Below are 15,104 nucleotides of genomic sequence, written 5' to 3'. Positions count from 1 at the left end.
CGCGAGCGCATCCACCAGGCGTCCGCCCGGCTCGACGAACGCGTCCGCCGCGACGAATCGTCACGGCTCGGCCGTGACACGGAAGGCGCCGCCTCCCGCCGACGAGGCGTGTGCGCGGCATGCTGGGACAGTCGGCGGGGGACACGCCGCGAAGCTGAGCGACATGATCGGTGTATTCACGGCTCGTGCGGCCTGCCTGTAACCCGACGTGGCACGATAAGGAGGGTCGGACATGCGCGTTCTGCTCGCCTCTGCGTCGGCTCTGTCGAGGATTTGATGGTGGCGGAACGCCCACGGCAGGCAGCTGTAGGCATCCCGGGGGTCAGAGGCGTCATCTCGGCACAGGCGGCGGCACGGCGGCGGCCCTGCCGCTGAGCACACGCTTGACCCCGGGGTTGGCCAGGGGGCGGGTGTAGCCGACGATGTTGCCGCGCGAGCGGTAGGCGGTGATTTTGATCGGACCGCATCGGGTGCAGCGGGCTTCGATGGCTTGGCCGCCGCCGATGACGAGGGCGACGTGCCCAGGACGGCCCGGCGCGTTGCCCGGGCCGGAGGAGAAGAAGACCAGGTCGCCGGGCTGCTCCTGGCCCGTGGGGACGTGGACGCCGAACGGCCACTGCGCGAAGGTCGTGCGGGGGATTGTCACTCCGGCCGCCTTGTAAGCCATGTAGACGATGCCGGAGCAGTCGTACCCGGCCGGGCCGGTCCCGCCCCAGATGTACGGCTTGCCGATCTGCTGGCGCGCGTAGGCGATAATCGCCCCTATGGCATCACCCGCGACGGCAGGGACGGCGGTGCTGTACTCGGCGGCCTTGGCCAGCACCCGGTCGACGTACCAGCCTGCGTGGTTGTAGGCGAACAGCGCCTTTCGTACGTCGGTGGCTGCGCCGGAGGCGCACAGGTAGGCGGTGGCGGCGGGGATCGCGTCCGCGGGATTGTAGACATCAGTGCGGCCGTCGTCGTTGCCGTCGACCGCGTACGCGGCGAAAGTAGCCGGGAGGAACTGCATGGGCCCGCGAGCCCCGGCCGCGTTGGGGCGCCGGGAGGCGGGGTCGCGGCCGTGGTCGGATTCGACTTTGCCGATGGCTGCCAGCACGGTCCACGACAGGCCCGGGCAGGTCTGCGCGGCGTCCATGTACCAGCGCAGGTACGACGCGGGAATGTCGGCGAGCGCCCGCTCGCTCGGCGTCGCGTCCCCGGCGCCGCCGGCGGGGATCGGGGGCTGACAGAGGATGAACACGGCGATCAGCAGTGGGAGCGTCACCGTCGCGATGGCGGCGGCCCCCGCCCAGCGCCACCCCATCAGCGGGGCGGGATCGCGTCGACGAGCCACCCGACCAGGCGGACGGCGGGCCGCCCGGGGGCGGCCGCCCGACGTCGCCCGTCGGACGTGTGGGTCGGCGTCGTCTCGCGGCAGTTGCACGCACGGTCCCGCATAGCCCCAGCGCGGCGCGTCATCACGCGGGCAATGGGCGCGGCGTCAAGGGCGAGGACGTGCTGCGGCCCGCCGAGCGCGCTCGTCGTCTGCCTGGTGCGGCGGGGCCGCAGTCCGGCTGCCTGATCCGGGTCGCCGCCGATGTGCGCGCCTACCGTAACCGGCGAGCCTGCCCGCAAGCCGATCGACGTGCGCATGGGTGCCGTCTCCTTCCCGCTGTCGTCGTAGGGGCAGGACACCGGTGGTCGATTGCATGGCCTGTGACCCGCCCTTGCGGCGGACGGCCGGTGCAGGACCTGCGCGTCACGAGACGTGCAACGCCGCTGCGGCTTGCTGGGAGGCGATCGGAGCGAGCTCGAGGGATGTGGGGAGAGGCGTTGATGTGGCTGCATGCGCTGCAGGACGCGGTCGGCATGGTCGTGCCGCCGTACGACATGGTGAACAACCCGCCGCCGCAGGTGCCACCGGGACTGCAGCCGAAGATCGACCTGCTGCTCGGGTGGGGTAAGTGGGCCTGCCTGATCCTGGGTGTCGCTGGGATCCTGATCTGCGCCGGGAAGATGGCGCTCGGGCAGTCCGGCCGGTCGCACTACGCGGCCGAAGGGGCTTCGGAGCTGCCCAAGGTGCTGCTCGGGGTGTCGCTGGCCGCGGTCGCCGTGCCGATCATCACGGCGATTTTCGGATGAGCCTTCCTCTGCGGCGGCGCCGGAGGCTGCTCGTCTTCTTCGGGGTCACCGCGGTGCTGATCGCGGCGGGTGTGCTGCTGTCCATGCTGCCGGCCACCCGGGAACCCTCGCCTGCCGGCAGGCCGACAGCGTCGGCGCATGCACAGCCCACCGGCACCAGCGCGGAGGTGGACCTGGGCGGCTGGCGGTGGGCGGACTTCCACGGGGTGCGCCTGCCGTACTCCGCCTCCGACGGCCCGCACGCGGTGGTCGGGAATCGGGCGTCAGGTTTCGTCCAGAGCCCGGCGGGGGCGTTGCTGGCGGCGCTGCACCTGGGGATGCGGGCCAGCCCGCGCTGGGGGCCTGCGGTGTTCGAGCCGACCATCGCGGAACAGTTCACCGGCTCGGACCGGCCGGCGCTGCTGCGGGCCGTTCACGCTGCCTACGACAGCCTTCGCGCGGCGGCGGGCGTCGCCGATGGCGCGCCGCTCGGCCGCGCGTACGTGGTGCAGGAGGCGTTCCGCTGGCAGGCATACACACCTGATCTCGCGATCGTCGACGTGGTCGCCGCCGGGCCCGGCCGCGGCGGCTCCACCGTGCGCATCTCGACCCGGCTGCGGGTGGTGTGGCGGGACGGTGACTGGCGGGTGGTGGCCCCGCCCGGGGGTGACTGGACGCAGTCCTCGGCGCCGGTGACCGACCTGACCGGCTACACCCTGTTCCCGGATCGGGGATGATCGCATGGACTTCTTCGCGGCCGGCGAACGAGCGGGGACGGCCTACGCGATCGCGCCGGCGCCGTCTCCGGGGTGCGTCGACCTGACCTCCCCGATGTGCGTCGCCGAGACCGTCGCGAACGGCGCGCTGCCGGGCGCCGGAACCCTGACCCGCCAGGCGGTCGAGGGCGGCGGCCAGGTGCTGGGAGACCTCGCCGGGACGGCGGCCAAGGGCGCGGTCCAGTACGGCGTGGACGGCCTGGCGCAGGCGATCCAGTACGCCGTGTCGTGGGTCGTCACCAACACCGTCTCCTGGTGGACCCGCGTCGACTCGCCCTGTCTGGTCGCCGACCCCGTGGTCGGGTGCAGCGGTCCGTCGGCGGTGGACGCGATCGGGCGGATCCAGCAGTGGACGTTGCCGTTCGCCGTGGCGGTGGCCGCCGTGTCCCTGCTGGCGGCGGCCGCGAAGATCGCGGTCACGCGCAAGACCGCGCCCCTGTTGGACGCCGGCACGGGCGTGCTCGTCATCCTCGGCACCGGCAGCCTCGGCGTCCTGCTGCCCGCCCTGCTGCTCAAGGCGGGCGACGAGTGGTCGAGCTGGGTGCTCAGCATGAGCACCGGCGACCTGTCCACGAAGCTTGCGGCCGTTCTGGGCCTGGCCGGTGCCTCCCCGGGCGTGGTGATCGTGCTCGGCATCGCCGGCGTCGTCATGGCGGCCGTTCAGGCCGTTTTGATGCTGTTCCGTCAGGCGGCGCTCGTCGTGCTGGCCGGGATGCTGCCGCTGGCGGCCGCCGGGTCGATGACGCCGCTCACCCGTCCGTGGTTCCGGCGGGTGACCGGCTGGATGCTGGCGCTGATCTTCTACAAGCCCGCGGCCGCCATGGTGTACGCGACGGCCTTCACCATGCTCGGGAAGGCCTCCGATGCCCGGGCGACGTTCATGGGCTTCGCGATGGTCGTCATGTCGATCCTCGCGCTGCCGGCCTTGCTGAAGTTCTTCACCTGGGCGAGCGGCAGCGTCAGCGAGGCGGCCTCCGGTGGCGGTCTGCTCGGCACAGCCGTGGGCGGAGCGGTCGCGGTCGGCGCCTTCCGCGGCGGCCGGTCCGGTTCCGGCGCGGGGGGTGCGAGTGCGGTCGAGCACGCCCGGTTCATGTCTTCGGCGATGCCGCCCCCGACCGGTGCGGGCCCTTCCTCCGCAGCGGCCGCCGCGTCCGGTAGCCCGCCCTCCGCCGCAGGGGGTACGGCGGGAGCGTCGACCGGGTCTGGGGCGTCTGCGGCGAAGGCCGGCGCCGCCGCGGGTCCTGCCGCAGGCGCGGCGGGAGCGGTCATCACGGGGCTGGCCACCGGTGCGAAGAATGCCGGCGACACCGTCTCCTCCTCGATGGATCCGCCGCGGCAGGAGCCGGCATGACGCGTCGTACGTCTCCGAGGACGGGCGGGACATGACGCAGCCGAGGGAACCGCGTACGTATGGGGGCTGGCGGCGCCGCCGCGGCATGGGGCTGCTCGGCATGGGCGTCGGCGCCACCTTCGCCGTGCTCGGCGCCGTCGTGACGCTGCTGCTGGCCACCGCGCTGTCCCCGCGGATGCTGCTGTATCTGCTGCCGCCCGTGCTCGTGGTGGCGCTGCTCGGCCTGGCGCCCTCCGGCGGCACGCCCCTGGCCGTGGTGCTGCTGACGTGGTGGCGCTGGTGGTACGGCACCCGGCGCGGCTTCACCCGCTTCCGCTCGGGTCCTCGGCTGGAGCTGCCGGGCGTGCTCGCCGCGACCGCGCTGCTGTCGGCCTGTGACGGGTACGGCAGGCCGTTCGGGCTGGTGTGGAACCGGCGCAGTGGGCACCTGACCGCGACGCTGCGGGTCGTGGCCGCCTCACCCTGGCTCGCCGACCCCGATGACGCCGACACCTGGGTCGCCTGCTGGGGTTCCTGGCTGGCCTCGCTCGGACACGTGCCCATGCTGCGCTGGGTCAGCGTCACCGTGGAGACCGCCCCAGAGCCGGGCGGCCATCTCGCCGGCAGCGTCGCCGCGGCGATCGACCCTGCCGCGCCTGCCACGGCCAGGGCCATCCTGGCTCAGCTGGTCGCGTCCGCGCCGGCCGCGGCGGCGCACGTCGAGACCCGGGTCTCTTTGACGTTCGATCCGGCGGCCTCGCCGTCGGCGCCGCCGACACTGGAGGCGGCCGTGGCTGAGGTGTCCCGTACGTTGGAGGGCTTGGAGTCGGCGCTGGGCTCCTGCGGGGTCACAGAGTTGGGGCGGGCCACCGCGGCGCAGATCGCCGCCGTCGTGCGCGGGGCCTTCGACCCGGCCGCGCGCGGTGAGGCGAGCCGGCCCCAGCCCGGCGCACCTGCCACCGGCTGGGCGGATGCCGTGCCGCTGTCGGCCGAGGAGCTGGCGGGCTGCTACCGGCACGACAGCGGGGTGTCGGTTTCGTGGTGCTGGCAGGAGGCGCCGCGGCAGAACGTGCACTCTGATGTGCTGGCCCGGCTGGTCGCGCCCGGGCCTTACCTGAAGCGGGTGACGCTGCAGTATCGGCCGTTGCCGGCTGCGGCCGCCGACAGAGTGCTGGAGAGCGAGGTCACCTCGGCGGCGTTCCGGCAGGCCTATCGGCATCGCCTGGGCAGGGACGAGACCGCGCGGGATGCCTTCGATCAGGCGCGGGCCCGGCAGGCGGCGAGAGAGGAGGCCATGGGCGCCGGGGTGTGCCTGATCGGCATGTTCGTCACCGTCACCGTGCTCGACGCCACGGACCTGCCACAGGCCATCGCCGCGACCGAGGCGGCCGCCGAGTCCTCCAAGATCCGCCTGCGGCTGCTGACCGGATCCCAGGCCGCAGGCTTCGCCGCGACCCTGCCCTGTGGCACCTGCCCACCCGTCCTGGTCCGGCGCTGATGGCCGCGGTCCGAGTCCAGGCCGCATTCAGGGCCCCAGCCGGCGAGTCAGCAGCGGGACGGCGCTTAGGCCTCGGCGGTCGGACTGGGCAACAGTCCGGCCGGGCTCTGCTCCTTGTCCTCGGTGTCGTTTCGGCGTCAGTGACGAGGCCGCCGGCCGGCACGCCTACGTCCACCCACGCCTGGACGCGGCGGCCTGGACGTCCGTGACACCATGACGGGGTGGTCTCCGCTGACGAGCTCGTCGGCCGGCGGCTTGAACAGGTGACGCTGTCGTTGCACGAGCACCCGAGCGCTGACGAGCCCTCGCTGGTGCACATGTGGCTTCACGTGAGCGGCCTGGGCCCCGTCCGCTTCCATACAGCGCCGGACGACTCGATCGAACTGACCCTTGATCAACCACACGGTGACTACGACATGGACGAGTGCGGCCGGGTCATCGTCGCTCCCGCCCCGCCGGCCTTCCCGATGAGCGGTCTCCTCGGTCAATCGATCCGAGCGGTGAGGCACATCGTGGATCGACACTTCGACGCGGAGATCGGGCTCCTGCTGGAGTTCGATCACGGCCGGGTGCGCGTCCTCAATCTGGCGGACGAGTTGGTCGTCACCGATCGCGCCCTGCCGGACGAGACCGGGCTCAGTAGTCGCTGACACGGTCATCGCGCCGGTCGGCGGGAGACCACGGCTTGACCGCGGTCCTTCAGCCAGGATCTGTCGGTCGGGCTGCCTGGCCCGGCCTTATGCCTAGCCGCACGGAACCCGATGCCCCCGCTGTGCCGCCCGGCTTCCGTCAGGGTGAAGCGTCCCCGTCGCCCGGGCCCTGGCTAGAGTTTGCACCTGATCTTGTATCGGAAGGCGGAGGGTTCGCGATTGGCCGGCCAGAATCGGGGACGTCCCGGGTGGATGCACGTCGGGCCCCTGGAGGAGCGGCTGACACGCGGCTGGAGTCCGGACACCTTCCCCGACGCCGAGCTGCTCCTCGCCGTGATGACGCTGGCCGCGGTGCCTCACGCCCTCGCGGTCCGCCTGGCGGCCCACCTCACGGGGGGCATCTACTTGGGCTACGGCTCGGTGCCGGACCTGCCCGGGTTCGAGTCTCTGCGGAGCCTGCAACTGCCCGTTCAGGACGCCTCCTGGGACCTGACTCCGGGCGTCTACGATCCCAACACCCGCCGCATTGGCATCGGTACCGTCCCGTCGACGAGTGTCAGCGTGTGCGGCCACGAGTTGGGTCATGCCTGCGATCACATGGACGGTTACCCCTCACGCGAGGAGTTCTGGCAGCACCTGCAGGACAGCTGCCGAGACCGCCTGATGCGGCCCTACCGGGAAGATGCCGGCGAGTTGTTCGCCGAGGCCTTCGCGTGCACGCTCATCAGGAAGGTCACCCGCCTGATCCGGCTTTTCGGCGGGGACGAGGCGTCGGCCGAACGCGCCTATCACTGGCTGTCGGGTCGCTACGGCATCGGATGACGGCGCTCGGGGAATGCCTGTGATGGTAGGCGGGCAAACGTTGCGGTTATGCTGGCGAAGCGGCCATGGTCTCGGCTGTTGAATGGAGAGGCGCGGCGATGAGCGTGATAATGCTGCCCGGCGGTGTGCTCCGCGTGCCGGCCGCGACCACCTTGCCTAACGGCACCAAAGTCGACGGCACCCGCGAGGTCCGCCCGGACGACCCGGAATACCCGCAGTGGCTGCCTTTCGCCCAGCGGGAAGCTGAGCTGTGGCAGGGCGACGAGGCTGAGCAGGACCAGCGCATCCTGGCACGCTGGCGGCGCCGCGAGAGCGCCTGAACCAGTCGGGGTCGGGGTGCGGCTTTGAGCGCACGCCGAGCGGCCGCCATCGTGCACACGCCCTGCCCGGTGCCGTCCGCCCTCGCCCTGCTCACCATCTGATCGTCGAGCCCGGCTGAGGGCTACCTTCCGCGTCTCGAGTTCCTCCTGGACGTGTCGGCCGTCGACTGCGCTCTTTGCTTGAACCCTGTGGTGGCGGTCTTACCGTGCGGGTTCTTGTCAGCGCTGCGCTGGATGCGTCGGGCGTCCTCGGGAGTCATCTTCCGGCTCGTGGAGCTGGCGTCGTTCGTGCTCACGTGACCTCCTGCGAATCTGCTTCCCGTAGTGACGGGCTGCGGTGGCGGGTCAATGCGGTGTGGCGCAGGCGCTGTCGTCGCCGCAGCGGGGTGGTCAGCCTCAGCAGACGCTGAAGAGACTCGCCGTCTGCGGCCCAGCGGGCAAGGTCCTGCCGTCCGATGAGGTGGATCCGGAACTCGGCGGCGTTTTCCCGGGCTCCCCCTGTAAAGGAACCGTTGGTGACGATCACGGCGACGTCGGCGCCGTGCGCGGGTCCCGCGGTCCCGTTCACCTGGTAGACGACGTTGGCTCCGACCTTGCCGCAGGTCGTGGTGTGCTTGCACTGCACGACGATGCGGTGGCCGCGGTCGTCGAGGGCGACGACGTCGGCCGCCTTGTCACCCCGGCGGCCGACGTGTCTGGCGTTCATGCCGTCGCGCAGCATGAGATCGCGGACGGCGAACTCGAAGGCCTGCGGACTGATGGCGTCCAACTCGTGCAGGGTCAGCCTCAGGTGCCGTAGCCGGGCGCTGCGCCGCCGGACCGCGGCGACCTGCCACCACAGCGTCGCCGCGATGGCGATCGCGAGACCGAATCCCAGACCGGCCGCGATATACCAGTGGCCGAAAATCGCGCCGATGAGTGCGCGTATTGCCTGGACGAGCAGTGCGGTGGCGATGAAAACGACGAAAAGGGCCGCGATCCATTCGTTCGAGTTGGCCGGCGTCCAGGCTCGGAGCAGGCGTGAACGCGACTTCCGGCGCGTCATCGGGTGACGTTCTCCGACATCGGCGGCTGCTGTGGAACCTCCTGCTGCTCACTGGCGCCGTGGGAGACGAACCAGATCACCCCGGCGATGACGGCCAGGACCATCCAGCCCGAAATCCTTCCGCTTTTTGATTTCGGTCTTCTGACCCAATGTCCGCGCCGATAGTACATGTCAGAGGGCATGGGGCATCTCCTTGGGGGGATCGAGGGAATGGCAGGGGCGGCCTCGGTGGCCACAGAGAAATGTAAGCATCCGGCACCGACAAATGCTGAAAATAACCGGCGCTTCACCTCGTACCGGAAAAGAATAACTAACTTCCTATAAAGTCAGCCGCTTGTTTCCTCAGCGTCACCCCGACCCCGTCCAGCTGCGGCGCAGAGCCTCCCGCTGTCGCTTGCTGGGGCAGGGCCGGCTCACGTCACGGTCGGAGCAACCCTCCTGTGACGTAGTGCGGGCATACACCCGATGGGAGGCATGTCGTGACCGTGGTGCAGCTTCGCCCGCGCGGTGAACTCCTGGTGCCGTCAGCCGGTCCTGGCGGCATCGAGGAGGCGAGAGCCGTACCGGACGTTGTGAGCCGGGGGAGGGGGCGGCCGGTGGCGCCTGTGCGGGGATGGCGCAGACCGTACGGCGGGCGGGCGGTGCACGTCGCGCCGGGGGTGGAGTATCAGGCGACGACCACGCAGGTGTGCGGGATGTACCCGTTCGTCGCCGGCGCCGGCGCCCCGTCGATCGGCACGCCGATCGGGCGGCATCAGCTGTCCGGTGAGGTCGTCTGCCTGGACCCGCTCACCTGGCTGCGCGCCGGCTTGGTGACCAACCCCGGGGTGTTCGTGCTCGGCCAGCCCGGCACCGGCAAGTCCACCCTCGTCAAGCGCCTGGTCGTCGGGGCGGTCGCGTTCGGCTCCACCGCGCTGATCCTCGGCGACACCAAACCCGACTACACGCCGCTGGTCGGCCATCTGGGCGGGCAGGTCATCGGCGTGGGGCGGGGAATGGACCGGCTCAACCCCCTGGATGCCGGGCCGCTGGGCGCCGCGCTGCAGCGGATGAGCGGGCCGCAGGCGCAGCGGCTGCGCTGGGAGGTGCGCGGCCGGCGGCTGTCGCTGCTGCTCGCGCTGTGCACGCTGATTCGGGAAAGCAGGATTACCAATTTCGAGGAGGTCGTCCTGGGCCGCGCGGTCGACCTGGTGGACGAGCGGCTGCGGCGCGAGCCGACGGTGCCCGACGTCCTGACGGTCATCGAGGAAGGACCCGAGGCGCTGCGCTCGGCCGCCCGGGCCGACACCGACGGGACATACCGGGAACGGACGCGGGAGCTGGTGTTCACTCTCGACCTGCTGTGCACCGGGTCGCTGGCCGGGGTGTTCGACGGGCCGACCACCCGCCCCCTGGACCTGACCGCGCCCGCGGTCGCCATCGACATCTCCCGGATCGGCGCGGCCGGCGACAAGCTGCTCACCGCGGCGATGTTGTCCACCTGGGCGTACTCATTCGCCATGGTCGACGCCTGCGCCGCGCTGAGCGAGCTCGGCCTGGCGCCGCGCCGCGCATGGCTGGGAGTGATGGACGAGCTGTGGCGGGCGCTGCGCGGCGCGCCCGGCCTGGTCGAGTACGCCGACGCGCTGACACGGCTGAACCGCGCCAAGGGCATGGCGTCGGTGATGGTGACGCACTCACTGGCGGACCTGGACGCGCTGACCGCCGAGGAGGACAGGGCCAAAGCCCGGGGGTTCGCCGACCGCTCGGCCATCACGGTGCTGGCCGGGCTGCCGCCGCGCGAGCTCGCCCGGGTCGCCGAGGTCACCCCGCTCACTGGTCCGGAGACCGAGCTGGTCGCCTCCTGGTCGGCACCGGACTCCTGGCAACCGGGAGCCAGGCATCCGGGCCGCGGCAAGTACCTGATCAAAACGGGGGAGCGGCTCGGCATCCCGGTCGAGCTGTCTTTGGTCGGTGAGGAATACCGCCTGTATGACACTGACCCGCAGTTCGGCCCTTTCGAACAGGTCGGGGGCAATGCTCAGAACCTGCGGATCGACTCGGGAGCGTAACATCCCGAGTGATCGATTCACGCGGCACTGAGCAGGCCGTCATGGCGCGTCGGCTGGTAGGACACACCCATGCGCACCCTAGTTCAGTGCCGCCAGCACCATGGGTTCAGGCTCATCGAGTCCGCCCAACAGCGCTGGCGCTCGGCCGACTCGCCTTGCCTCGTGATTCTCATGCCTGCCGGAGCCCGCTTCGAACGCGGCGTACCTGTCGAACGTGATGGGGTCAGCACAGCATGACCGGTCATAGCCGGCGCCCATTGCTCTTCCTCGACGTCGATGGGCCGCTTCTCCCGTTCGGCGAGGACCCGCAACGCGCACCGAGGGGTACTACATCCGGCTCGCGCTTGGCGCAGCTCACCTCCGAGGTGGGAAATCGGCTGGCAGCGCTGCCCTGCGAACTCGTCTGGGCGACAACCTGGGAAGAGGAGGCGAATAGCGAGATAGCACCCCGAATCGGGCTGCCGAGACTGCCCGTCGTTAGCTGGCCAGAGCCCACCGACCAGCACAAACGTGAGGACCGATGGTTCGGGCTCTGCTGGAAGACCCGGACCCTGGTGAACTGGGCGGACGGACGCCCGTTCGCCTGGGTCGACGACGAGATCACCGACGCCGACAGGGAGTGGGTCTCCAAGCACCACAGCGGTCGGGCTCTCCTCCATCATGTGGAGTCATACCGGGGACTCGCCGACGACGACTTCACAGTCCTCGATCGATGGTGTCGAACCCTGTGAATCACCACGATCCGCAGGCTCTGGCAACCGCCCTGGTCCCGACCCAGGACCCCGGGTGATGGCTGGTGAAGCGGTGGTCACGCCTCGAAGTCTCCGAAACCGGGGCCGCCTTGGCCGGCGACGTTGCCGAGAGCACGGGCGGTATCGCAGAGGTCGCTGATCGCCTGCTGGTAGACGGCGGGGTCCAGGCGGGAGAACGCGGAGGCCTGCCACAGGCCGGTGGTGAGGTATCGGTCGGCGTGGTGGGTGCCGAGGCGGTCGTCGAGATGAAGGAGCGCGCCGATGGCCCAGTGCTGGTCGTAGTAGCAGTCGGTTCTGGGCAGGTAACGGTCGAGGTAGGCGGTGAGGATCTCGGCGTCGTGGGATTGCCCGAAGTTGGCGAGGGCGAAGCAGTAGCCCTGGCCTGCGTAGCAGACCTCGCTGTTCAGGAGAAGCTCGCCGACAGTCTGGCGGAAGCGAACACGGCGGTCCAATCCGATCAGCCATGCGGCGGTCAGGCGGGGCCGCCAGTCGCGGCGCAGGAGTTCGTGGAGGTCTTCGTCGCTGATGTGACGCGCGTCGCCGGCGAGGGCGGCCTTGAACCGATTACTGAGCCTGGGAAGCTTCCCACCGAGAAGCTTGAGGTAGCGGGGCTCGTCGCGATCCCAGATGACGTAACGCTGGACGATGTCGGCGCCGTGGGTCTGGTGCCTGCTGCTGAACTCTCGGAGTCGTTGTCCCGGGCGCTGCTCATGCTGGCATTGTCGTCGCCGCGGGAAGGGGGCGAGCCTGTCGCGCGGGGTACTGCCCCGGATCCGGCCGCCTCGTGCAGCCGCCGGGCCTCAGCGCCGAAGCGCAGTGAGGCCGGGCATGGTCGTGGCCGCCCGATGAAGGCGCAGCACGCGGGTGTGGCCGATTAGGAGGGAAGGCGCTGCGCCGGCCCGTGTCGCAGGGCGGATTGCTTGACAGCGGAAAGGCAGCGTGCGGATACTGTGTGTGTCGCACTCTCTGGGGTGCGGAAGTGACGCCGGGAACCCCCCGATGGAATCGGGAGCCCGGCGTTCGCGTTTCACCGGTCGCTCTCTCCTGCTTCCAGGAGAGTGACGCGCTCTTCGAACAGCGGCCACCACGGCCCCTCCCCGCCCAGCCACCCTGTCACGATGCCGGCGAGGACGTCAGCCGCCCACAACGCCGCATCCGAGCTGGCTCGCTCCCACCTGACCGTCATTCCCGCAGCGACCTGACCGCGTCTGCGAAGCACCGTCAAGATCGCCCGGTCGTGTGCGTCCTGCGTCCTGCGCGACTCGAAGACCACCGTCCCGACATCGCGCGCCGACAGTTCGGGCAGCAATCGAAGCAGGCAGTGCCGCCGGGCGCGTTCCGGACGGCTCCCCGCGCCGTGCAGGCTGACGGCCACCACCGAGGCGAAATCGATGGACGCCACCGCCTGCGCGATCAGGGATTTGCGAGGCGCCCGTTCCGTTCTCCAGTGCACCGTCGGGGCTTTCCCATACCGCAGGCTGTCCATCAATGACCTGACGTGCTCAAGCCCGCGGGAAGGAAGGACAACCGCAGCCAAGGCATAGACACAGTCGTCGTCCGCGCGCACCCGACAGCTCTCATCGACGAAGGCCCACAGCACGAACCCGACCTTACGTCACTGTGCGTACTCGCTGCTCTACTCTTCGCCGTGCCTAGGGCTGGGCTGCCGGGGAAGGTCGCAGAGACGGCTCAACACCGGACACCAATAGCGGGACCGAGCCCGCCGTTCTCCATCACGTCCGCCAGGTGCGGCACGTACCGGGCTCATGCAAAAGGAAGCCCCGGCGGTGAATCGCCGGGGGCATACGCGTGGGATCAGCTGGCGAAGCCGAAGATGGCGGCGAGCATGCCTCGGACGTCGGCGAGCCGCGCCTGCGGCAGGTCGCCCACTTTCTCCTTCAGCCGGCCGCTGTGCACGGTTGTGATGCGGTCGACCATCGCCGCCCGGCCGCCACCGACGTCGACGGAGAACGCCGTCAACGTGGTGGCCAGGTCGGCGGCTTCGACGTACGCGGTGAGCACGTTGTCGCCGTAGAGGGTGTGGTAGAAGTCGCCGGATACGATCAGGCGTACCTCTTCGCGGTCGGCGAGCTGGACCGTCCAGAGTTCCCCGAACCGGTGGGTCACGCTGCGGCCCCGCCCTGCTTGTCCTTCAGATGGGCACGGATGTCGTCGCGCAGAGCGGACTCGTCGGCCTCCTGGGCAGCGATCGCGGGGGAGCCGTAATACGCGGCGCGCGCGGACTGGTCGTGGGATGCGGCGAGCTCGCGCAGGATGCCCCGTTCGATGACAGCCGACACGCTGAGCCCGTTCGCCTCCGCGTGCGCCCGTGCCTTCTCCAGAATCCAGGGGGCGATGCTGATCGAGGTCTTATCCTTCGCCATACCCAGAGTGTAGCCGTCAGGTATTACCTGGGGTAGGGGAGCCGGGGACCGCGGCTGGTCCCAGCCGCCTCTTCACTACTTCCCCTGATGACCGGATGCCACCGGAATACGGGGAGCGGGTGTCGTCTCGCTCGTCCCGCCGACGCCATGCCGCGATGACGGCGTGCCCGTGCGGGGCCCCGACCCGGGCGGCGGAAGGAATCTCACGCAGCCGCTCAGCCTGCTCCATCTCTCGCCCGTGCCTCCGGTGCTACTCTGAGTGACATAAGCCCCGGTAATGCCTCTGCTCGGCACGCCAGCCGGGGCACAGCTCTGTGCGAACAAGCCTGTATAGGCGCCGCGTCACATGGTGAGCAACGCGTCATTCGCAGGCTCGCCGGCATGGATATGTCGCACCATGCGGGCCGTGACACGTGAGCCGGGTCCCGGGACCGAAGGCGCCGGTCATCCCCGGGCACGCGTTCGGCGGATGGTTTCTGCTGGCCGCGCTGTGGGGTATCGCCGCCGTGACCGTGGTGGTGTGGGCGGCGGCCAGGCTCACCGCGCTCCTCACCGGCGGCACGGTGGCCCCGCTGGGGACTGGGTTCGTCGCCGACGTCGTGCACGGCCGTACGGCCCACGCCTGGCCGGGCACGCCCACCTGGGCGGTCGCGGGGATCGCCGCGGTGCTGGCCGTGGCCGCCGCCGCGGTGACGCTGCCGGTGTGCCGGGCGGTGCTGCGCCGCCTTCCCGTCGCGGGGGACCCCGTCGCGGCGCTGGCCCGCAACCCGCGACTGGCCGCCTTCCAGGCCCTGCCCACCGCGCACAAGGCGATCCGCCTGCGCACCTCCCTCGCCGTGCGGAGACCGGACGACCTGCAGCCGGGGGAGACCGGGCTGGAGCTCGGCGAGCAGCTGCTGCCGCGCGGGCGCGGCCCGGTGCTGTATTCCAGCTGGGAGGACACCGAGGTCGATCTCATGGCGCCCCGCTCGGGTAAGACCACGGCGCGCAGCATCCCGCACGTGCTGTCGGCGCCTGGCGCGGTCGTGGCCACCAGCAACAAGGAGGATCTGTGGGCCGCCACCGCCGAGCTGCGCGAGCGGCGGGGCAGGGTGTGGTTGTTCGACCCGCAGTCCATCACCTACCAGCCGCAGCGCTGGTGGTGGAACCCCCTGCGCGCACTGGCGACGGTCGAGGATGCCCACCGCCTGGCCGGGCACTTCGTGCTCACCGTCGAGGATCCCGGCAAGCGGGACCTGTGGGGGCCCGCCGCCCAGGACCTGCTGTCGGCGCTGTTCCTCGCCGCGGCGACCTCCGGCCGCACCCTGCACCACGTGGCCCGCTGGTTGGATGAGCCCGCCGTCCCTACCCCGTGTGAGCTGCTCGCCGAGGCGGGC

The 15,104-nt window shown here is 70.7% G+C and carries 17 protein-coding genes and 1 pseudogene; 11 read left to right on the top strand and 7 right to left on the bottom strand.

The genetic code is table 11. The annotated features are described in order from the left end of the window. Nucleotides 1-331: 331 nt before the first annotated feature. Both AAH991_RS36375 and AAH991_RS36370 read right to left on the bottom strand, forming a co-directional pair. The gene (locus AAH991_RS36375; protein ID WP_346230491.1) at nucleotides 332-1,333 is read right to left on the bottom strand and encodes a C40 family peptidase; all 1,002 of its coding nucleotides are present in this window, start codon (nucleotides 1,331-1,333) and stop codon (nucleotides 332-334) included. Beyond that, the gene (locus AAH991_RS36370) at nucleotides 1,303-1,632 is read right to left on the bottom strand and encodes a hypothetical protein (RefSeq protein WP_346230490.1); all 330 of its coding nucleotides are present in this window, start codon (nucleotides 1,630-1,632) and stop codon (nucleotides 1,303-1,305) included. Before AAH991_RS36370 ends, AAH991_RS36375 begins: the two co-directional genes overlap by 31 nt. A gap of 183 nt (nucleotides 1,633-1,815) precedes the next feature. Between AAH991_RS36370 and AAH991_RS36365 the strand changes: the two genes are divergently transcribed. The 7 genes from AAH991_RS36365 (at nucleotide 1,816) to AAH991_RS36335 (ending at nucleotide 7,496) form a co-directional block, all read left to right on the top strand. Further along, entirely contained in the window at nucleotides 1,816-2,121 is a 306-nt protein-coding gene (locus AAH991_RS36365; RefSeq protein ID WP_346230489.1) for a hypothetical protein, read from the top strand. Further along, nucleotides 2,118-2,837 (top strand): DUF8175 domain-containg protein, encoded by a 720-nt coding sequence (locus AAH991_RS36360; protein WP_346230488.1) that lies wholly within the window; start codon nucleotides 2,118-2,120, stop codon nucleotides 2,835-2,837. The genes AAH991_RS36365 and AAH991_RS36360 overlap by 4 nt, the downstream gene beginning before the upstream one ends. Nucleotides 2,838-2,841: 4 nt before the next feature. Next, nucleotides 2,842-4,227: a TrbL/VirB6 family protein gene (locus AAH991_RS36355; RefSeq protein WP_346230487.1), complete on the top strand. Its 1,386-nt coding sequence runs from the start codon at nucleotides 2,842-2,844 to the stop codon at nucleotides 4,225-4,227. A gap of 31 nt (nucleotides 4,228-4,258) precedes the next feature. After that, nucleotides 4,259-5,704 carry an SCO6880 family protein gene (locus tag AAH991_RS36350; RefSeq protein ID WP_346230486.1) on the top strand — a complete coding sequence of 482 codons (1,446 nt, stop codon included), beginning with the start codon at nucleotides 4,259-4,261 and terminating at the stop codon, nucleotides 5,702-5,704. Between the two features lie 221 nt (nucleotides 5,705-5,925). Further along, nucleotides 5,926-6,354 (top strand): hypothetical protein, encoded by a 429-nt coding sequence (locus AAH991_RS36345; protein WP_346230485.1) that lies wholly within the window; start codon nucleotides 5,926-5,928, stop codon nucleotides 6,352-6,354. Between the two features lie 252 nt (nucleotides 6,355-6,606). Further along, nucleotides 6,607-7,176, top strand: a complete 570-nt coding sequence (locus AAH991_RS36340) for a hypothetical protein (RefSeq protein ID WP_346230484.1) — start codon at nucleotides 6,607-6,609, stop codon at nucleotides 7,174-7,176. Nucleotides 7,177-7,274: 98 nt separating this feature from the next. Then, nucleotides 7,275-7,496 (top strand): hypothetical protein, encoded by a 222-nt coding sequence (locus AAH991_RS36335; RefSeq protein WP_346230483.1) that lies wholly within the window; start codon nucleotides 7,275-7,277, stop codon nucleotides 7,494-7,496. 292 nt (nucleotides 7,497-7,788) lie between these two features. Here the strand turns inward: AAH991_RS36335 and AAH991_RS36330 are convergent, their stop codons facing one another. Beyond that, entirely contained in the window at nucleotides 7,789-8,541 is a 753-nt protein-coding gene (locus AAH991_RS36330; protein ID WP_346230482.1) for a restriction endonuclease, read from the bottom strand. Between the two features lie 596 nt (nucleotides 8,542-9,137). On the opposite strand from AAH991_RS36330, the gene AAH991_RS36325 reads away from it, so the two are divergent. The 3 genes and pseudogenes from AAH991_RS36325 to AAH991_RS36320 all read left to right on the top strand — a co-directional run bounded on the left by AAH991_RS36325 (nucleotide 9,138) and on the right by AAH991_RS36320 (nucleotide 11,323). Then, entirely contained in the window at nucleotides 9,138-10,592 is a 1,455-nt protein-coding gene (locus AAH991_RS36325) for a putative type IV secretion/conjugal transfer ATPase (RefSeq protein ID WP_346230481.1), read from the top strand. Between the two features lie 105 nt (nucleotides 10,593-10,697). Then, nucleotides 10,698-10,829: pseudogene (locus tag AAH991_RS40595) on the top strand (IS256 family transposase); the annotation flags it as partial. Nucleotides 10,830-10,849: 20 nt separating this feature from the next. Beyond that, nucleotides 10,850-11,323, top strand: coding sequence for an HAD domain-containing protein (locus tag AAH991_RS36320; protein ID WP_346230480.1), 474 nt, complete (start codon nucleotides 10,850-10,852; stop codon nucleotides 11,321-11,323). Nucleotides 11,324-11,400: 77 nt separating this feature from the next. Here AAH991_RS36320 and AAH991_RS36315 read toward each other — a convergent pair whose 3' ends face one another. The 4 genes from AAH991_RS36315 to AAH991_RS36300 form a co-directional block, all read right to left on the bottom strand. After that, complete coding sequence (locus AAH991_RS36315; protein WP_346230507.1) at nucleotides 11,401-11,973, bottom strand: DUF6000 family protein; 573 nt, start codon at nucleotides 11,971-11,973, stop codon at nucleotides 11,401-11,403. 398 nt (nucleotides 11,974-12,371) lie between these two features. Then, on the bottom strand, nucleotides 12,372-12,944 hold the full coding sequence (locus AAH991_RS36310) for a hypothetical protein (protein ID WP_346230479.1): 573 nt from the start codon (nucleotides 12,942-12,944) through the stop codon (nucleotides 12,372-12,374). Between the two features lie 215 nt (nucleotides 12,945-13,159). Then, a complete protein-coding gene (locus tag AAH991_RS36305) occupies nucleotides 13,160-13,471 on the bottom strand; it encodes a type II toxin-antitoxin system PemK/MazF family toxin (RefSeq protein WP_346230478.1) in 312 nt (103 codons plus the stop codon). After that, nucleotides 13,468-13,728 (bottom strand): hypothetical protein, encoded by a 261-nt coding sequence (locus tag AAH991_RS36300; RefSeq protein ID WP_346230477.1) that lies wholly within the window; start codon nucleotides 13,726-13,728, stop codon nucleotides 13,468-13,470. Before AAH991_RS36300 ends, AAH991_RS36305 begins: the two co-directional genes overlap by 4 nt. A 413-nt stretch (nucleotides 13,729-14,141) precedes the next feature. On the opposite strand from AAH991_RS36300, the gene AAH991_RS36295 reads away from it, so the two are divergent. Further along, nucleotides 14,142-15,104: type IV secretory system conjugative DNA transfer family protein (locus tag AAH991_RS36295; protein WP_346230476.1), on the top strand; the 963-nt coding region annotated here is incomplete at its 3' end.

The organism is Microbispora sp. ZYX-F-249 (genome assembly GCF_039649665.1).
Taxonomy (GTDB): Bacteria; Actinomycetota; Actinomycetes; order Streptosporangiales; family Streptosporangiaceae; genus Microbispora; species Microbispora maris.
This window is presented reverse-complemented; position numbering and strand designations above follow the sequence as displayed.

Bases quoted from the DNA above. Each gene is read 5' to 3' on its own strand.
- AAH991_RS36355 (WP_346230487.1), top strand. From the start codon at position 2,842: ATGGACTTCTTCGCGGCCGGCGAACGAGCGGGGACGGCCTACGCGATC.
- AAH991_RS36350 (WP_346230486.1), top strand. From the start codon at position 4,259: ATGACGCAGCCGAGGGAACCGCGTACGTATGGGGGCTGGCGGCGCCGC.
- AAH991_RS36330 (WP_346230482.1), bottom strand. From the start codon at position 8,541: ATGACGCGCCGGAAGTCGCGTTCACGCCTGCTCCGAGCCTGGACGCCG.
- AAH991_RS36300 (WP_346230477.1), bottom strand. From the start codon at position 13,728: ATGGCGAAGGATAAGACCTCGATCAGCATCGCCCCCTGGATTCTGGAG.
- AAH991_RS36365 (WP_346230489.1), top strand. From the start codon at position 1,816: ATGTGGCTGCATGCGCTGCAGGACGCGGTCGGCATGGTCGTGCCGCCG.
- AAH991_RS36360 (WP_346230488.1), top strand. From the start codon at position 2,118: ATGAGCCTTCCTCTGCGGCGGCGCCGGAGGCTGCTCGTCTTCTTCGGG.
- AAH991_RS36340 (WP_346230484.1), top strand. From the start codon at position 6,607: ATGCACGTCGGGCCCCTGGAGGAGCGGCTGACACGCGGCTGGAGTCCG.
- AAH991_RS36370 (WP_346230490.1), bottom strand. From the start codon at position 1,632: ATGCGCACGTCGATCGGCTTGCGGGCAGGCTCGCCGGTTACGGTAGGC.
- AAH991_RS36335 (WP_346230483.1), top strand. From the start codon at position 7,275: ATGAGCGTGATAATGCTGCCCGGCGGTGTGCTCCGCGTGCCGGCCGCG.